Below are 17,264 nucleotides of genomic sequence, written 5' to 3' on the forward strand. Positions count from 1 at the left end.
ATTTTCAGGCCCTGGCGCCTGACATCATCCTGTTCAGCTGGCCAGCCGCTCCTCGATGGGCTCCGGCGAGCCGAGTGCGAAGAAGTCGTCGAACGAAGCGATCGGCACCTGCTCGGTCAATTTTGCCAGAAAATCGTCCGATCCGAGCTCTTCCTCGATCGCCTCCACCTCGGCCGAAAGCGGCCGGTCGACGGTATAAAAAGCCGCGTGTTTGCGCACGACCTGATAAAGCATGCCGGCGACGCCCTTCGGTTCGTCTCCGAGAATGTCGATTGCCTGGGCCGACAGCAGCGCCTCGAGTGCCGCAAGCCGCTTCAGCGCCTGCATCTGCCGCTCGAAGCGCTCGATGACGAGCGGCAGGAAGGCCGCCTCGTCCTCCAGGCCGGCCGCCACGACCAGCGACTGCGCCGAAACGGGACCGGACATCGACAGGACGCGCGAGAAGATCTCGCCGGCAAGCTTGATGATCGGCCCGAAGCCGGTGGCGATCCGACCCGGCGGCACCAGATTGACCGGCAGGTCGCGCCGCTGGCCGTTGCCGAGAATGACGCAGCGGTTGAAGGCGTTGCGTGCCGCATGCGCCATGCACAGCGCCGCCGATTCGAGCAGGATGGTCACGTCGAGCGGCAGCGACCCGCCCGAGGTCATCACCCTGCCTTCCACCACCACGGGATTGTCGTCCGAGCGGCCGGTGGCGGCAAGGATCTTGTGGCCGGTCGACAGCAGGTTTTCGATGACGGCACCGAACACCTGGGCGATCATGCGCAGGCTGAGGGGGTCCTGCACGTGCGTCGCGACCGGCCAGTTCCAGTCCTCCGACGCATTGCAGAGCCAGGCGCCGATCAGCGCCTCGCGCGCTGTGCCGACATGGCGGACGGCCTTCCAGGGATCGCGGGAGGCACCGAGCGCGCCGGCCGCCATCATCGCCGTCGCCAGCAGGACGCGGATCGAGGCCGCCGCATTGCGTGTCGTTTCCGCCGCCGCGGCAAAGCTCACGGCATTGACGCTGAGCGAGGCGAGGCTGTCGCGCGGCGCCATCCGCACCGGTTCCAGCCCTGCCGCCCGGAAGGCGTCGGCCGCCTGCATCCGCTGGCCGCGATAGACCGCTTCGCCGACGCCGGTCAGCACTGCGCCGATCTGCCCCATCAGGCCGATATCGGCGCAGCCGATCGAGCCGGTGCGGCGCACGACCGGAATGAGATCGGCCTCGAGCATCCTGATATAGGCCTCGATCAGCTCCGGCGTGCAGCCGACCTGGCCGGTCAGCGCCGTATTGACGCGGATCGCCATGGCGTTGCGCACGACGTTGCAGGAAAACGGCGTGCCGGTGCCGAAATGATGGGCGCGCACCAGGCCGAGATTGAAGGTGTCGAGTTCGTCGGCCGACCACTCCACATCCTTCATGGCGCCGACACCTGTGGTCGAGCCGTAGACCGGCATGCCCGAAGCAATCGCATCCTCGACGATCTCGCGGGCGATGGCGATGCGGGCCATGCCGGTTGCCGAAGCAGAAATCGCCGCCTTGCCCGCACCGATGGTCACCATCTCGGCAAAACCGAGCGGTCGTCCGGAAAGTTCGATGCCGGGGCGTTCGTGCTGCATGTGCCAGATCTCCTAGAACAGGATGATTTTAGGCCGGTTCGGCCGAAAATTTGAATCCTGTTCCAAATTAAAGAGCCAGAGCATGATGTCGCCCGAAAACCGCTCACACTTTTCGGCATCATGCTCTAACGGTGAGACTAAGCGAGCCCTCCGTCACATGGGATATCCTAAATGCCGAACACAGCATGCTATCGGGAGGCGGTCAGCTCAGCATCCAGGCAATATAGAGAAGCGTCAATGCGATGACCCACAGCGCGATTCTGGCCGAGCGGTTGTGCCGTGCTTCGGCCTTGCCGATCGCCTCGGCCGTCTCCTCGTCGAAACGCAGGCCGTGCTCGCTCATATGCAGAAGCTGATGGTGGAATTTTTCGGTCTTCGCCGAAATTTCCGGCACGGCTTCGGCAAGCTTGACCGCCGCCTTCAGCCCGTCCTTGAGATCGGTGGCGATCCGCTTCGGCCCGAGATTGTTGCGAATCCAGTCGCCGACGACGGGCTCGGAGGCCTTCCACATGTTGAAGCGCGGGTTGAGCATGCGTGACACGCCTTCGACGACGACCATGGTCTTCTGCAGCATCACCAATTCCGGCCGTGTCGCCATGTCGAAGAGTTCGGTCACTTCGAAAAGCAGCGTCAGCAGCTTGCCCATCGAGATCGTCTCGGCCGGCTGTCCATGGATCGGCTCGCCGATCGCCCGGATCGCCTGGGCGAAGCTCTCGACATTGTGGTGGCCGGGCACATAGCCCGCCTCGAAATGCACCTCGGCGACGCGAATGTAATCGCGGGTGATGAAGCCGTAGAGGATTTCGGCGAGGAACCGCCGTTCCTTCTTGCCGAGCCGCCCGACAATACCCATGTCGACGGCGACGATCATGCCACCGGCATCGACGAACAGATTGCCCGGATGCATGTCGGCATGGAAGAAGCCGTCGCGCAGCGTATGGCGCAGGAACGACTGGATCAGCGTGTCGGCGAGCAGGTTGAGATCGTGGCCGGCCGCGCGCAGCCCCTCGACGTCAGACATTCTCGTGCCGTCGATCCACTCCATGGTGATGACGTCGCGGCCCGTGCGCTCCCAGTCGACCTTCGGGACGCGGAAGCCGGGATCGCTGTCGGTGTTTTCGGCGATCTCCGAAAGCGCTGCCGCCTCCAGGCGAAGATCCATCTCCACCTTCGTCGTCTGTTCGAGCGTCTTCGTCACCTCGACCGGCCGCAACCGCCGGCTCGACGGCATGAAGCGCTCCTGCATATGGGCGACGAGGTACATGGCCTCGATGTCGTGCGCAAAACGCTGGCGCACGCCGGGTCGCACGATCTTGACGGCGACCTTCTTGCGGCCCTGCGATGTCTCGACTTCGGCCGGGTGTACCTGGGCGATCGAGGCTGCGGCGATCGGCTCGCCGAAGCTTGCATAGAGTTCGCCGATCGGCCGCCCGAGCGAGCCTTCGATATTCGCCTTTGCGGCAGCCGAGGGAAAGAAGGCCATCCGGTCCTGCAGCTGCGACAGGTCGTTGGCGAATTCGACGCCGACGACATCCGGCCGCGTCGCCAGGAACTGCCCGATCTTCACATAGGAAGGACCGAGCCGCTCGACCGCCTGCGCCAATCGGTCGCTGCGCTTCTGATGCTTTGCCTTGCTTCGCTCGAAAATCGTGACGAAGGATTTGGCGAGCGCGACCGAAGGCGGCAGGCCTTCGGAAGGAAGCGCCGAGACGACGCCCTCACGCACCAGCACCCAGCCGACGCGCCAAAGGCGGAAATAGGCTCCGAAAGTGCTCATGCAGGAATGCCCCGGTGACGGAGGTTCGTCTCTTTTTTCTTCATTCCCTCAGAGCTTCCAGCCGGAATGCAGCGCGGCGATGCCGCCGGTATAATTGGTGTAGCTGACGCGCGAAAAGCCGGCCTGGCGGATCATCGCCGCGAAATTCTCCTGGTTCGGGAACTTGCGGATCGATTCCACCAGATACTGGTAGGGTTCGGCATCGCCGGTGATCGCCTTGCCGAATTGCGGAATGGCGTTGAACGACCAGGCGTCATAGATCTTGTCGAGCAACGGCATGTCGACTTCGGAAAATTCGAGCACCAGCAGCCGGCCGCCGCGCTTCAGCACGCGATAGGCCTCAGCCAGCGCGACATCGATCCGCGGCACGTTGCGGATGCCGAACGCGATCGTATAGGCGTTGAAGCTGGCGGCCTCGAACGGCAGTTCCTCGGCATTGGCCTCGACGAAGGTCAGATTGCCGGAAAGCTTCTTCTTTTCCGCCCGCTCGGCGCCGACGCCGAGCATCGAGCCGTTGATGTCGAGCACGGTGGCATGCGCCTGCCGGCCCGAAGCCTCGACGATGCGGAAGGCGATGTCGCCGGTGCCGCCGGCAACGTCGAGCACCTTGTAGCCCGGTTCCTTGCGCGGATTGAGCGCGGCGATCATCGCATCTTTCCAGACCCGGTGCATGCCCATCGACATGACGTCGTTCATGATGTCGTAGCGTTTGGCGACCTTGTGGAACACCTGGTTGACCATGCCCTGCTTCTCGCCGCCGGGCACTTCGCGAAAGCCGTAGGAGGTCTCCATGCCGCCATCGGCGGAAGTGCGGCTTTCTGACATCAGGCTGCTCCGTTCCTTCAAGATTCGGACACGGCGGCCATAGCGAAAGACCGCGCGCGACGTTATCACTGGGCCGCGCTCTCCGCGGCTCACTGGCGCTATAGCGCACATCGTCCTCGGTTGAAACACGTTCGATATAGATGGGTTAAGATGCCGGAATTGCCAGAAGTCGAAACGGTCAAACGCGGGCTGGCGCCGGCGATGGAGGGGGCTCGCGTCGCAAGGCTGGAGCTGCGCCGCAGGGATCTGCGCTTCCCCTTTCCCGATGCCTTGGCGGACAGGGTTTCCGGCCGCACCATTATCGGGCTTGGCCGCCGCGCCAAATATCTGCTGGTCGATCTCGACGACGGCAATACGCTGATTTCCCATCTCGGCATGTCCGGTTCCTTCCGCATCGAGGAGGGTGCGGCCTCGGCGATGCCGGGCGAATTCCACCATGCCCGCACCAAGGACGAGAAGCACGATCACGTCGTCTTTCATCTCGAGGGCTCGGGCGGCCCGCGCCGCGTCGTCTATAACGACCCGCGCCGTTTCGGCTTCATGGATATGGTAAGACGTGCCGATCTTGCCGCCCACCCCTTCTTCCGCGATCTCGGCCCGGAGCCGACGGGAAACGATCTCGGCGCCGCCTATCTCGCCGACCGTTTCCGCGACAAGGCGCAGCCCTTGAAGAGCGCGCTTCTCGACCAGAAGAACATCGCCGGTCTCGGCAATATATACGTCTGCGAGGCGCTGTGGCGTTCGCATCTTTCGCCGATTCGCGCCGCCGGCACGCTGGTGACGCCGGGCGGCAAGCCGAAGGAAAAGCTCGGCCTGCTCGTCGCCTCGATCCGCGACGTCATCGCCGATGCGATCGCCGCCGGCGGATCGTCGCTGCGCGACCATATCCAGACGGACGGATCGCTCGGCTATTTCCAGCATTCCTTCTCCGTCTACGATCGCGAAGGTCAGGCTTGCGGCACGCCCGGCTGCGGCGGTACGGTCGCCCGTATCGTCCAGGCGGGTCGCTCCACCTTCTATTGCGCCGCCTGCCAGAAATAAGAGAGAACCGGGAGACCAGCATGGCTTACGAGACACTGATCGTCGAAACCCGAGGCAATATCGGCCTCGTCACGCTGAACCGCCCGCAGGCGCTGAATGCATTGAATTCCACCGTCCTGAAGGAGTTGAAGGCGGCCTACGCCGGCTTCCATGCCGACGAGGCGGTCGGCGCCATCGTCATCACCGGCTCCGAACGCGCCTTTGCCGCCGGCGCCGATATCAAGGAGATGCAGTCGCTCCAGTTCGCCGACATCTATAAGAGTGACTTCATCAGCGGCTGGGACGACATCGCCAAGGCGCGCAAGCCGGTCATCGCCGCCGTCAGCGGCTTTGCCCTCGGCGGCGGCTGCGAGCTGGCGATGATGTGCGATTTCATCATCGCCTCGGAGACGGCGAAGTTCGGCCAGCCGGAAATCACCCTCGGCGTCATCCCCGGCATGGGCGGCTCGCAGCGGCTGACGCGCGCCGTCGGCAAGGCGAAGGCGATGGATCTTGTCCTGACCGGCCGGATGATGGATGCGGCGGAGGCCGAACGATCGGGACTCGTTTCGCGTGTGGTGGCGCCCGAGCGTCTTCTCGACGAGGCTCTTGCCGCAGCCGAAAAGATCGCCTCGCTTTCGCAGCCCTCGGTGATGATGGCCAAGGAGGCGGTCAACCGTGCCTTCGAGACGACGCTGGAGGAGGGGCTTCGCTTCGAGCGCCGCCTGTTTCACAGTCTCTTTGCCACCGATGATCAGAAAGAAGGCATGGCGGCCTTTGTCGAGAAGCGCAAACCTGCCTTTCAGCACCGTTGAATGGTTTTCGGTGCTTCCGGCTGGAAAGCTTGAAAATCCGCGTTGACGTGGGCCGGCTTTAGGGTTATATGCCCGCCCACGGTTCGGAAAGCCGCTCTGGTTTTCCGCGATTGCTCCCGCATTGCTGGATTTTGTGGCCGCAGGGCCCGCGGTAATGGCGGAGTTTGTTCGAATTCTTGAGAGAGGCATCCATGGCCAATACAACTTCGGCGAAAAAAGCGACCCGCAAGATCGCCCGCCGTACCGACGTCAATAAGGCTCGTCGCTCGCGCGTTCGCACTTTCGTTCGCCAGGTCGAAGAGGCTATCGCATCCGGTGACGCCGACAAGGCGAAGGCCGCTTTCCTGGCCGCTCAGCCGGAGCTTGCCCGCGCCGCCAGCAAGGGCGTGCTGCACTCCAACACGGCATCGCGCAAGGTCTCTCGCCTGGCCGCTCGTGTGAAGGCTCTTTCGGTCACCGCGACCGCGTAATCTTCCGTTAACGACCTCCTCGTTATGATTAGCCCGGTAATTTTACCGGGCTTTTTCGATTCCGCTGATTGGCGTCTTCATGGTTAATCGCACGACTGTTTCGTGTCAGCGCCATGACAGGAAAAGTCCTTAAAAAACAATGGCTTGCGCAAGGATGCTTTCGCGCTGCGCGACTCTGGCCTGCGCTCCGGGGACCCTGGGCGAGTCAAGAAGATTTTTATTTTTTTTCTTTCTTTGCGTGTCAAAATAGCCCGAACGGGGAATCTCCTTGATTCAAAAGCGATTCTTTTTTGACGCTGGTGTGACGCCCGAAAAGGCCGGGCGGAGTCAATGGCCGCATCTTAATTTTGCGTAAAATTCATCGTTGATCTTGCCATTTGATCCTGCCTAAATGGCTTCCAACAAAGGGCGCGGACATCACCTGCAGAGGCTCGGTCTTAACTGCCACGTCGGCAGGGCGATAAGTTTGTGCCATTTGTTACGGAGCCTTGCGCTTCCGTTTTTTCAAGCACTCGACGGATTTGAGCCGTAACGTGGCTGTTACGGGGCAGGGATGTTTTGTGCCTATGGCAACCACACGTTTAACGTGAGGCTGCCGGATAGGGATAGTAATATTGCGTTCGGGCTGGTCGGCCGAAAACGAGGATCGACCGCCAGCCTGGCACGGAAGCCGATGAAGGTTGCCGCATGAACGCGGTACCTGCACCGGTGTTCTGCGCCATGTTTGAGTGAACCGGCAGGCGAGTGGCTTCATGAGGATGCCGCCAGCCCGTCAAAGGCGGGGAATGCTCGGGCGGCTGTTTTAGCGGAGGCCGCCCGGTGGAATTGAAAGGCGGCATTATGCAGATGAATACGATGACGGCAGGCGGGCACGACAACGGGGATGCGGCACCGCAGGCATTCGGCTCCATTCGCCTGGAAATGGGGGAAGCAAAGGCGGAAATGAAGCAGAGCATTTTGTTCGAGCGCGTCAGCGCGCGCTTGAAGGCCCAGGTCGGCCCTGATGTCTATGCCAGCTGGTTTGCCAGGTTGAAGCTGCATTCGGTATCGAAGAGCGTCGTTCGCCTGTCGGTTCCCACGACCTTCCTGAAGTCGTGGATCAACAATCGTTATCTCGATCTCATCACCGGTCTGTTCCAGGCCGAAGATCCGGAAATCTTGAAGATCGAAATCCTGGTGCGCACGGCGACGCGCAGCGGCATGAAGGCCGCCGACGAGGTGGTCCAGCCCGAGCCGGCTGCTCCCGCGCAGATGCGCCGCCAGCCAAGCGCCCAGCCGGCCGGCCAGGCCGTCCAGCAGACGGTTTCGGCTGTTGCCGCCGCAAGGCCGGCAAGCTTTGGTTCGCCGCTCTTTGGTTCGCCGCTCGATAGCCGTTTCACCTTCGAAACCTTCGTGGAAGGCAGCTCCAATCGCGTCGCGCTTGCGGCTGCCAAGACGATTGCTGAGGCCGGTTCGGGCGCCGTGCGCTTCAATCCGCTCTTCGTCCATTCGACCGTCGGGCTCGGCAAGACGCACCTGCTGCAGGCGATCGCCAATGCGGCGGTGCAGAACCCGCGGGCTCTGCGCGTCGTCTATCTGACGGCGGAATATTTCATGTGGCGCTTCGCCACCGCGATCCGCGACAACGACGCGCTGACGCTGAAGGATTCGCTGCGCAACATCGACCTCTTGATCATCGACGACATGCAGTTCCTGCAGGGCAAGATGATCCAGCACGAATTCTGCCATCTCCTCAACATGCTGCTCGACAGCGCCAAGCAGGTGGTCGTCGCTGCCGACCGCGCGCCCTGGGAGCTGGAATCGCTCGACCCCCGCGTCCGCTCGCGCCTGCAGGGCGGTGTGGCGATCGAACTCGATGCGCCGGATTACGAAATGCGTCTCGAAATCCTCAAGCGGCGCCTTGCGGCCGCCCGCCTGGAGGATCCGTCGCTCGAAATTCCGGCCGATCTGCTGCAGCACGTCGCCCGCAACATCACGGCCAGCGGCCGCGAACTCGAAGGCGCCTTCAACCAGCTGATCTTCCGCCGCTCCTTCGAGCCGAACCTGTCGATCGAGCGCGTCGACGAACTACTCGCCCATCTCGTCGGCTCCGGCGAGCCGCGCCGTGTGCGCATCGAGGATATCCAGCGCATCGTCGCCAGGCACTACAATGTCTCGCGCCAGGAACTGGTCTCCAATCGCCGCACCCGTGTCATCGTCAAGCCGCGCCAGATCGCCATGTATCTGTCGAAGACGCTGACGCCGCGCTCCTTCCCCGAGATCGGCCGCCGTTTCGGCGGGCGTGATCACACGACCGTGCTGCACGCCGTGCGCAAGATCGAGGAGCTGATATCGGGAGACACCAAGCTTTCGCACGAAATCGAGCTGCTGAAGCGGCTGATCAACGAATAAGCGGTGGATTTTCGAGGACATTCGGCGGCCGGGAGCGATTCCGGCCGTTTTCCTTTATAAGCTTTTTATTCTATACCTCCGGCCATGCCGTGCACGTCCGATTTGGAGCGGCGCGCATCGGACAAAATGAAAGCGCCGAAGCGGGCGCGTGGGAGGATATGCATGAGTTTCAAAAAGATTGCCGTTGTCGGCCTGGGCAAGGTCGGACGGCTGGCGGCGACGCTGTTGCATGAAGGCGGCTTCGACGTCATCGGCGTCGATGCGCAATTGCCGCTGGGCGATCTGCCGTTCAAGTGCCGCACCGGCGATATTTCCGACGCTCAGGTGATTGGCGAACTGCTCTCCACTGTCGAGGCGGTGCTCTCCTGCCTTCCTTACCATCTGAACATCGAACTGGCCCGCGCCGCCCATCTTGCCGGCATCCATTATTTCGATCTGACCGAAGACGTTCCCACAACCAACTTCATCATCGAACTGTCGAAGACGGCCCGCGGCCTGATGGCGCCGCAATGCGGCTTGGCGCCGGGTTTCGTCGGCATCGTCGGCGCAAGCCTTGCCGACGGCTTCGAGCGCTGCCGCTCGATCCGCATGCGCGTCGGCGCCCTGCCGCAGCATCCGACCGGCCTTCTCGGTTATGCCTTCAACTGGTCGCCGGAAGGCGTCGTCAACGAATATCTGAACGATTGCGAGGTCATCGAGGGCGGTGTGCGCAAGCTGGTCTCGCCGATGGAATGGCACGAGACCATCTATGTCGGCGGCGTCAAGCTCGAAGCCTTCACCACCTCGGGCGGCCTCGGCACCATGTGCGACACCATGCTCGGCAAGATCGACAATCTCGACTACAAGACCATGCGTTATCCCGGCCATATGGAGCTGATGAACTTCTTCTTCCATGAGCTTCTGATGCGCGACAAGCGCGCACTCGCCGGCGAGATTCTGACCAATGCCAAGCCGCCCGTCGAAGACGACGTCGTCTATGTCCACGTCGCCGCCGAGGGGACGGAGAATGGCAGCCTGCGCCGCAAGGAATTCGTGCGCGCCTATTATCCGATCGAGATTGCCGGCGCGCGCCGCACGGCGATCGCCTGGACGACGTCGGCCTCCGTCGTCGCCGTCATCGAGATGGTCCGTGACGGGCTGCTGCCGGCGACCGGCTTCCTGCATCAGGAGCATATTCCGCTGGAGATGTTCCTGAAGACGCCGACCGGCAGCCTGTTCAAGGCGGGTGCTACCAATCACGGCTGAAGATGATTTCGGCGCGGCGGTAAGGTCATCGCCGCGCCGGAAACAATCCGTTGTCCGATATCAGCAGGCGAGATCGGCGACGACGGAATCGAGGATCAGCATGCCCGCCGGTGTGCAGCGCAGCCGTGAATTGCCGATCCGCTCGATGAATTTATGTTCGAGCAGAAACTCTTCCCGCTTCGGATCGAGCTCGCGGCCGGAAAGCTGCTGCCAGCGGGCGAGATCGACACCTTCCCTGAGCCGCAGCCCCATCAGCAGCAATTCGTCGGACTGTTCCTCGTAGCCTAACCGCTCCTCGTCGAGAATGCCGTGGCCGTCGCGCTCGACCATGTCGAGCCAGGCTTCCGGCTTGCGCCCGGTCGCCGTCGCGATTTTTTCGCGGCCGCGCGTCAGCCGGCCTTGCGCGCCCGGCCCGATGCCGGCATAATCGCCGTAACGCCAGTAGGTCAGATTGTGCCGGCTTTCCGCACCCGGCCGGGCGTGGTTGGAAACCTCATAGGCGGGCATGCCCTCACCCGCGGTGATCTCCTGCGTCGCCTCATAGAGCACGGCCGATTGCTCGCCATCCGGCACGATCAGCTTGCCCGCCTTGTGCAGGCCGTAGAAGGGCGTGCCTTCCTCGATGGTCAGCTGATAGAGCGACAGATGATCGACCGCATAGGCGATCGCCTGCTTCAGCTCCCTTTCCCAGTCCTCGACCGTCTGGTCCGGCCGGGCATAGATGAGATCGAAGGACATGCGCGGGAAAATGTCGCGCGCGAGGACGATCGCCTTCAGCGCATCGGCGACGTCATGCAGCCTGCCGAGAAATTTCAGGTCCCGGTCGTTCAGCGCCTGCACGCCGAGCGAGACGCGATTGACGCCGGCCGCCCGGTAGCCGCGGAAGCGCTCGGCCTCGACGCTGGAAGGATTGGCCTCCATGGTGATCTCGATACCATCAGGCACGTGCCAGTGCCGGGCAATGCCGTCGAGAATGGCGGCAACCGTTTCCGGCTGCATCAGCGAGGGTGTGCCGCCGCCGAGGAAGATGCTCGTCACCGTCTTCGGCCCGCTCATCGCCCGCACCGCCGCCGTCTCCTTCAGGAAGGCGGCGGCAAAGCGCTCCTGATCCACCGGCTGGTGGCGCACATGGCTGTTGAAGTCGCAATAGGGACACTTCGCCGCGCAGAAGGGCCAATGGACATAGACGCCGAAGCCGGGCTCGCCGGTATCGGGCAGCAGCGTCGCATCGCGCGAGGAGCCTGGCGTATCGAAATTGCCCACGAACAGATCTTATGCCTCCAGGCAGGTTTCGACGAAGAGTTTGAAGGCGCGCGCCCGGTGCGACAGCGCCTGCGGCTTGCCGAAATTCCAGCCGTGTTTTTCCTCGCCGCTCATCTCGCCGAAGGTAACGCCGTAGCCCTCCGGCTGGAAGACCGGATCGTAGCCGAAGCCCTGCGTGCCGCGCGGCGGCCAGACGACATTGCCCTCCACTTCGCCGCGGAAGAGTTCGGTATGCCCGTCCGGCCAGGCGAGGCAGAGCACGCTGACGAAACGCGCGGTGCGCTGTTCAGGCGTCGTGGCGCCTGCTTCCTGCAGCGCCTTTTCCACCTTCGCCATCGCCATGTCGAAATCACGCGTGCCGTCGGCTCTTTCCGCCCAATTGGCGGTGTAGACGCCGGGATCGCCGCCGAGCGCGTCGACCACCAGGCCGGAATCGTCCGACAGCGCCGGCATGCCGGCGGCACTGGCCGAGGCGACCGCCTTGATCGTCGCATTCTCCTCGAAGCTGGTGCCGGTCTCGTCGGGCTCGACGAAATTCAGCTCGGCCGCCGATTTGGCGGTGAAGCCGAGCGGCCCGATCAGTTCCTGGATCTCGCGGATCTTGCCGGCATTGTGGCTGGCGACGACGATGGTCTTCGTTTCAAGCTTGCGCATTCAGATATCCTGTTCGATGCCCCAGATTTTGGCCTCCGCGCATTCCAGGCTGTTGCCGGCCGGATCGCGGAAATAGATCGAGCGGCCGCCGTTCGGCCAATGCACCTCGGATTCGATCGCCACACCTGCCGCTTTCAGCCGTTCGGCCATCGCATCGATATTGCGGCCGGCGACCCGGAAGCAGGCATGGCCCTCGCCGCTCGTGCCGTGCGGCGGCACCTGCAGGGCATTGGGCGCCGGCGGCTTTACCGTTTCCTCGGGGTTGAAGATCAGCAGCACGCCGGGGCCGCAGCGGAAGAAGACATGCCGGTTGGCCGCACGGGTGATCTTTTCAAGTCCGAGAACGTCTTCGTAGAAGACCTCCGCCGCATCGAGATCCCGCGCATAGAGCGCCGTTTCCAGCATGCCTTCCAGCATGGGGTTCATCCCGCAATCGCCTGCTTCTGCAGGGCGACGAGTTCGCCGATGCCGTTCTTGGCAAGACCCATCAGCGAGGTGAATTCCTCTTCGGTAAACGGCGTGCCTTCGGCCGTGCCCTGGATCTCGACGATGCCGCCGGCGCCGGTCATGACGAAATTGGCATCGGTCTCAGCCGAGGAATCCTCGAGGTAATCGAGGTCGATCACCGCCTGGCTGGCGAAGACGCCGCAGGAGATGGCGGCGACATGATCCTTCAGGACCCGGTCGACCTTGATCATGTTGCGGCTTTCCATCCATTTCAGGCAATCGTAAAGCGCGATCCAACCGCCGGTGATCGATGCGGTCCGCGTGCCGCCATCGGCCTGGATGACATCGCAATCGAGGGTGATCTGCCGTTCGCCGAGCGCCTGCAGATCGACGACGGCGCGCAGCGACCGGCCGATCAGCCGCTGGATTTCCTGGGTGCGGCCGCCCTGCTTGCCGGCCGCGGCCTCGCGCTTCATGCGTTCGCCGGTCGCCCGCGGCAGCATGCCGTATTCGGCCGTCACCCAGCCCTTGCCGGTATTGCGCAGCCACGGCGGCGTCTTGTCCTCGAGGCTTGCGGTGCAGAGCACATGCGTATCGCCGAACTTCACCAGGCAGGAGCCTTCCGCATGCTTGGAAAAGTTGCGCTCGAACGAGACCTTGCGCATCTGGTCGGTTTTTCTGCCTGAAGGCCGCATTCTTATCTCCTGGAGTTGCTGACCGCTTCTACGATTGGCGGCGCCCATTTGCAAATTCCCTTTTGCCACGGCGGCGAGTTTGACTATATTTTCGGAAGCATCATCAGTTTGGGTTCGAGAGGTTCATGGGCATCAGGTCGACGTCGGTTTCGGATGCCGTTGCCGTGCTGGACGAGCGCTCCCGGGAAATCTTTCGCCGCATCGTCGAAGGGTATCTGGAAAGCGGCGAACCGCTCGGCTCGCGCAATCTGTCACGCCTCCTGCCGATGTCGCTGTCGCCGGCCTCGGTGCGCAACGTCATGAGCGATCTCGAAGAGCTCGGCCTGATCTATTCGCCGCATATCAGCGCCGGCCGGCTGCCGACCCAGATCGGCCTGCGCTTCTTCGTCGATGCCTTCATGCAGGTCGGCGATCTCTCCGCCGAGGACCGCGCCAATATCGACCGCCAGGTGCGGGCGGAAAGCGGCGGCAATCCGGTGGAATCGATGATGAACGAGGCGAGCCGCATGCTGTCGGGCATTTCGCGCGGCGCCGGCCTCGTCATCACCTCGAAAAGCGATCCAGTGCTGAAGCATGTCGAGTTCATCCGGCTCGAGCCGACAAAGGCGCTCGCCGTGCTCGTCGGCGATCATGACCAGGTGGAAAACCGTATCATCGAGCTGCCGGCCGGCGTCACCTCCTCGCAGCTGACGGAGGCGGCGAATTTCCTCAATGCGCACATGTCCGGCCAGACCCTGCCGGAGCTGCGCAAACAATTGAGCAGGCTCAAGGACGATGTCCGACACGAGCTCGATGCGCTGTCGCGCGATCTCGTCGAGCGCGGCATTGCCGTCTGGGCCGGCAGCCCTGATGAGGGTAAGCCCGCCCAGCTGATCATTCGCGGCCGCGCCAACCTGCTCGAAGGCCTTGGCGGCGCCGAGGATCTCGACCGGCTGCGCATGTTGTTCGACGATCTCGAAAAGAAGGACAGCTTGATTGAGATCCTCAATCTGGCCGAAAGCGGCTCGGGCGTGCGCATCTTCATCGGCTCGGAAAACAAGCTCTTCTCGCTGTCCGGCTCGTCGCTGATCGTCGCGCCCTATCGCGACGAGGACGACCGGATCGTCGGCGCCGTCGGCGTCATCGGCCCGACGCGGCTCAATTATTCCCGCATCGTGCCGATGGTGGATTACACCGCCCAGCTCGTCTCCCGCCTTTCGCGCAATCCGCTTTAAGAACGTCGCCGAAGAAGGCGCGGAATTTTCTCTTCTTTGTCACGCAGACTTGATTTTTTTCGGTCAAACCTCGATATCGGGCGCATCTGAAGACACCAACCGGAGACCGTCATGACCGATGAAACGACGAAAAACGGACCTGACGCAACTGCGGCCGATGCCGCAGCCGACGCCGCCGCCTACGTCGAGAACGATACAGTGCAGGAAGAGACCGCCCAGCCAGACCCGCTTGAGCTTCTGAAAGCCGAAAACAGCGACCTGCGCGACCGCTATCTGCGCCTTGCCGCCGAGATGGACAATCTGCGCCGCCGCACCGAGCGCGAGGTCAAGGACGCCAAGTCCTATTCCGTCGCCGGTTTCGCCCGCGATATGCTCGCCGTCTCCGATAATCTGCGCCGGGCGCTGGATGCCATCTCTCCGGAGGCCAAGGCCACTGCCGATGCCGGCCTGACCACGCTGATCGAAGGTGTCGAGATGACCGAACGTGCCATGCTGTCGGCGCTCGAGCGCCATGGTGTGCGCAAGCTGGAGCCGGTCGGCCAGAAGTTCGATCCGAATTTCCATCAGGCGATGTTCGAGGTGCCGAACCCGGAAGTGCCGAACAACACGGTCGTCCAGGTCGTGCAGGCGGGCTTCACCATCGGCGAGCGCGTGCTGCGCCCAGCCATGGTCGGTGTCGCCAAGGGCGGCCCGAAGCCGGCCGAAGCCGAAACCAATTCCGTCTTCGACGAGAAGGACGCCTGAAGTCGTTTTCCTTCTCTCTTGTGAGAGAAGGAAAACCAAAGATCAGATGCGGGCGAAGCGTTCGATCAGAAGATCGAAGAAACCGTCCGCATCGACATGGCGCATCACCTTGGCATTGGGCTTGCGATCCGTCACATGCCACCAGTCGACGACGGTCATGCCGACGGTGAGTTCAGAGCGGACCTCGATCTCGACATTGCAGTCCCGGCCCTGGAAAAGCTCCGGCTTCAACAGATAGGCGACGACCGTCGGGTCATGCAGCGGCCCGCCGTCGGAGCCGTATTTCTCGATATCGAAGCGTTCGAAGAATTCCAGCATCTCGACCATCGCCTGTGCCGGCGCCGTGCCGATCTCGGCCATGCGCTTCACCCGGTCCTTGCGGGTCAGCAATTGATGCGTCACGTCGAGCGGCATCATCACGATCGGCACGCCCGAGCGGAAGACGATGTCGGCGGCCTCAGGATCGACATAGATGTTGAACTCGGCCGCCGGCGTGATGTTGCCGCCCTCGAAGAAGCCGCCGCCCATCATCACCAGCTCGCGGATGCGGGGTGCGATATCCGGCGCCTTCTGCAAGGCCATGCCGATATTGGTGAGCGGCCCGAGCGTGCAGAGCGTCACGGTGCCTTCCGGCTCGCGGCGCAGCGTCTCGATGATGAAGTCGACGGAATGGCCCGGCTGCAGCGCCATCGTCGGTTCGGTGAGTTCGGGGCCGTCGAGGCCGGTCTTGCCGTGCACGTGCTCCGCAGTCACCAGCTTGCGGGCGATCGGCCTGTCGGCGCCGGCGAAAACCTTCGTCTCCGGCCGGCCGCAGAGCTCACAGACGATGCGCGCATTGCGGCTGGTCAGCGAAAGCGGCACGTTGCCGGCGACCGTCGTGATCCCCAGTACCTCCAGCTCATCGGGGCTGCCGAAGGCCAGCATGATGGCGGCCGCGTCGTCCTGGCCGGGATCCGTGTCGATGATGATTTTTCTTGCACTTGCCATTGCGACCGTCCCGTCCTCGCCATGCCGGTTGCTGCGGCATGCACCACTTGTTCATTTCCCGTCACAAATCAGCACATTTCGCACGGGGCACGTTTTGATGCGAGGCGATGGCCGCTTTGTCAAGCAAGCAGGCGGGCGCCGGCCATCTTAAACTTGGGAGGGCTTAAAATCGGGGCGGCGTCCCCGACAACCCGCCTGTGCCTTGCAGCGCCGGGGTCCTGTCCCCATATTAGCGGCATCCGGATGCTGCGCTTGAGGTCCGGGATGGTCGCTTGCATCAAGGACTTGAAAAGAGATGAGCCGCATTACCCCTTTCGCCAGCCCGCTGCTTCTGGGCTTCGATGCCATGGAAAAGACGCTGGAGCGCATTTCCAAGGCGAGCGACGGATATCCGCCCTATAATATCGAACGCATCGCCGCCGACAGCGGCGCGCCGGAACGTCTGCGCATCACCCTTGCGGTGGCCGGCTTCAGCGAGGAGGAACTCGACGTCTCCACCGAGGAGAACCAGCTTGTGATCCGCGGCCGCCAGGTGGAGCAGGGCGAGCGGGATTATCTCTATCGCGGCATTGCCGCCCGCCAGTTCCAGCGCACCTTCGTTCTTGCCGACGGCATGCAGGTGCTCGGCGCCGGCCTGAAGAACGGCCTGCTCTCCGTCGATCTAATTCGTCCGGAACCCGCGCGCATGGTCAAGAAAATTAACATTTCGGTTTCACAGTAGCACAACGGTTTGTCGAACCGTTGGTCCCTTCTTCCGGAGGAACAGGAATGTTGATGAAAGAAGCCACGTCTCACTTGACCAAATCCGAGCTTGCCCACATCGGCAACGGCGAGGTCGCCTACATCAGAAAAATGCGCACCGAAGAGGTCGCCAAGTGTTTCCCCGAGGCGCCGGATATCGATCCGAACGTCGATCTCTGGGCACTCTTCGGCGCCGACGGCACGCCGATCCTCTTGACGGACAACCGCTCCAGCACCTTCTTCAAGGCCGCCGAGGACGAACTGAAGACGGTCAGCCTGCACTGACCGTCGAAAAGTGCCTAATTGTCGCGACGCTGCTTCATCGTCGTTGGTGCTGTGCCGTGAGGCCCCCTCATCCGACCCTTCGGGCCACC

General features: G+C 62.8%; 17 protein-coding genes. 9 read left to right on the forward strand and 8 right to left on the reverse strand.

The features are described 5' to 3' along the window. Window positions 1-33 precede the first annotated feature (33 nt). The 3 genes from CO655_RS23790 to ubiE all read right to left on the reverse strand — a co-directional run bounded on the left by CO655_RS23790 (window position 34) and on the right by ubiE (window position 4,204). Window positions 34-1,602, reverse strand: a complete 1,569-nt coding sequence (locus CO655_RS23790) for an aromatic amino acid lyase (RefSeq protein WP_097667057.1) — start codon at window positions 1,600-1,602, stop codon at window positions 34-36. Between the two features lie 202 nt (window positions 1,603-1,804). Then, window positions 1,805-3,379 (reverse strand): 2-polyprenylphenol 6-hydroxylase, encoded by a 1,575-nt coding sequence (ubiB, locus tag CO655_RS23795; RefSeq protein ID WP_097667059.1) that lies wholly within the window; start codon window positions 3,377-3,379, stop codon window positions 1,805-1,807. Between the two features lie 48 nt (window positions 3,380-3,427). Then, complete coding sequence (gene ubiE, locus CO655_RS23800; RefSeq protein WP_097667061.1) at window positions 3,428-4,204, reverse strand: bifunctional demethylmenaquinone methyltransferase/2-methoxy-6-polyprenyl-1,4-benzoquinol methylase UbiE; 777 nt, start codon at window positions 4,202-4,204, stop codon at window positions 3,428-3,430. A 150-nt stretch (window positions 4,205-4,354) separates the two neighbouring features. Here ubiE and mutM point away from each other — a divergent pair, with 150 nt between their 5' ends. The 5 genes from mutM (at window position 4,355) to CO655_RS23825 (ending at window position 10,145) form a co-directional block, all read left to right on the forward strand. Next, on the forward strand, window positions 4,355-5,245 hold the full coding sequence (gene mutM, locus CO655_RS23805; RefSeq protein WP_097579495.1) for a bifunctional DNA-formamidopyrimidine glycosylase/DNA-(apurinic or apyrimidinic site) lyase: 891 nt from the start codon (window positions 4,355-4,357) through the stop codon (window positions 5,243-5,245). Between the two features lie 20 nt (window positions 5,246-5,265). After that, window positions 5,266-6,039: an enoyl-CoA hydratase gene (locus CO655_RS23810; protein ID WP_097606834.1), complete on the forward strand. Its 774-nt coding sequence runs from the start codon at window positions 5,266-5,268 to the stop codon at window positions 6,037-6,039. A 191-nt stretch (window positions 6,040-6,230) separates the two neighbouring features. Beyond that, window positions 6,231-6,509, forward strand: a complete 279-nt coding sequence (gene rpsT / locus CO655_RS23815; RefSeq protein WP_064693542.1) for a 30S ribosomal protein S20 — start codon at window positions 6,231-6,233, stop codon at window positions 6,507-6,509. An 840-nt stretch (window positions 6,510-7,349) separates the two neighbouring features. Next, window positions 7,350-8,900, forward strand: coding sequence for a chromosomal replication initiator protein DnaA (gene dnaA / locus CO655_RS23820; protein ID WP_097579644.1), 1,551 nt, complete (start codon window positions 7,350-7,352; stop codon window positions 8,898-8,900). A 162-nt stretch (window positions 8,901-9,062) separates the two neighbouring features. After that, window positions 9,063-10,145, forward strand: coding sequence for a saccharopine dehydrogenase C-terminal domain-containing protein (locus tag CO655_RS23825; RefSeq protein WP_097606835.1), 1,083 nt, complete (start codon window positions 9,063-9,065; stop codon window positions 10,143-10,145). Window positions 10,146-10,205: 60 nt separating this feature from the next. Here CO655_RS23825 and hemW read toward each other — a convergent pair whose 3' ends face one another. Genes hemW through rph form a run of 4 tightly spaced genes read right to left on the reverse strand, consistent with a single transcriptional unit; the run spans window position 10,206 to window position 13,204 of the window. Beyond that, window positions 10,206-11,408 carry a radical SAM family heme chaperone HemW gene (hemW, locus tag CO655_RS23830; RefSeq protein WP_097667063.1) on the reverse strand — a complete coding sequence of 401 codons (1,203 nt, stop codon included), beginning with the start codon at window positions 11,406-11,408 and terminating at the stop codon, window positions 10,206-10,208. Window positions 11,409-11,417: 9 nt separating this feature from the next. Then, window positions 11,418-12,062, reverse strand: coding sequence for an RdgB/HAM1 family non-canonical purine NTP pyrophosphatase (rdgB, locus tag CO655_RS23835; RefSeq protein ID WP_097667065.1), 645 nt, complete (start codon window positions 12,060-12,062; stop codon window positions 11,418-11,420). Then, entirely contained in the window at window positions 12,063-12,488 is a 426-nt protein-coding gene (locus CO655_RS23840; protein ID WP_097667067.1) for a VOC family protein, read from the reverse strand. Further along, window positions 12,485-13,204 carry a ribonuclease PH gene (gene rph / locus CO655_RS23845; protein ID WP_010024267.1) on the reverse strand — a complete coding sequence of 240 codons (720 nt, stop codon included), beginning with the start codon at window positions 13,202-13,204 and terminating at the stop codon, window positions 12,485-12,487. The genes CO655_RS23840 and rph overlap by 4 nt, the downstream gene beginning before the upstream one ends. A gap of 125 nt (window positions 13,205-13,329) precedes the next feature. On the opposite strand from rph, the gene hrcA reads away from it, so the two are divergent. Continuing rightward, window positions 13,330-14,418, forward strand: a complete 1,089-nt coding sequence (hrcA, locus tag CO655_RS23850; RefSeq protein ID WP_010032692.1) for a heat-inducible transcriptional repressor HrcA — start codon at window positions 13,330-13,332, stop codon at window positions 14,416-14,418. A 111-nt stretch (window positions 14,419-14,529) separates the two neighbouring features. Beyond that, on the forward strand, window positions 14,530-15,162 hold the full coding sequence (grpE, locus tag CO655_RS23855; RefSeq protein WP_097606839.1) for a nucleotide exchange factor GrpE: 633 nt from the start codon (window positions 14,530-14,532) through the stop codon (window positions 15,160-15,162). A gap of 42 nt (window positions 15,163-15,204) precedes the next feature. On the opposite strand, the gene CO655_RS23860 is transcribed toward grpE, so the two are convergent. Then, a complete protein-coding gene (locus tag CO655_RS23860) occupies window positions 15,205-16,149 on the reverse strand; it encodes a nucleoside hydrolase (RefSeq protein ID WP_097667069.1) in 945 nt (314 codons plus the stop codon). 295 nt (window positions 16,150-16,444) lie between these two features. Between CO655_RS23860 and CO655_RS23865 the strand changes: the two genes are divergently transcribed. Together CO655_RS23865 and CO655_RS23870 are read left to right on the forward strand one after the other, a co-directional pair. Then, complete coding sequence (locus CO655_RS23865) at window positions 16,445-16,870, forward strand: Hsp20 family protein (protein WP_010032703.1); 426 nt, start codon at window positions 16,445-16,447, stop codon at window positions 16,868-16,870. Window positions 16,871-16,917: 47 nt separating this feature from the next. Continuing rightward, on the forward strand, window positions 16,918-17,175 hold the full coding sequence (locus CO655_RS23870) for a DUF1150 family protein (RefSeq protein ID WP_008524631.1): 258 nt from the start codon (window positions 16,918-16,920) through the stop codon (window positions 17,173-17,175). Window positions 17,176-17,264 lie beyond the last annotated feature (89 nt).

This window comes from Rhizobium sp. M1 (assembly GCF_002531805.1).
GTDB lineage: Bacteria > Pseudomonadota > Alphaproteobacteria > Rhizobiales > Rhizobiaceae > Rhizobium > Rhizobium etli_C.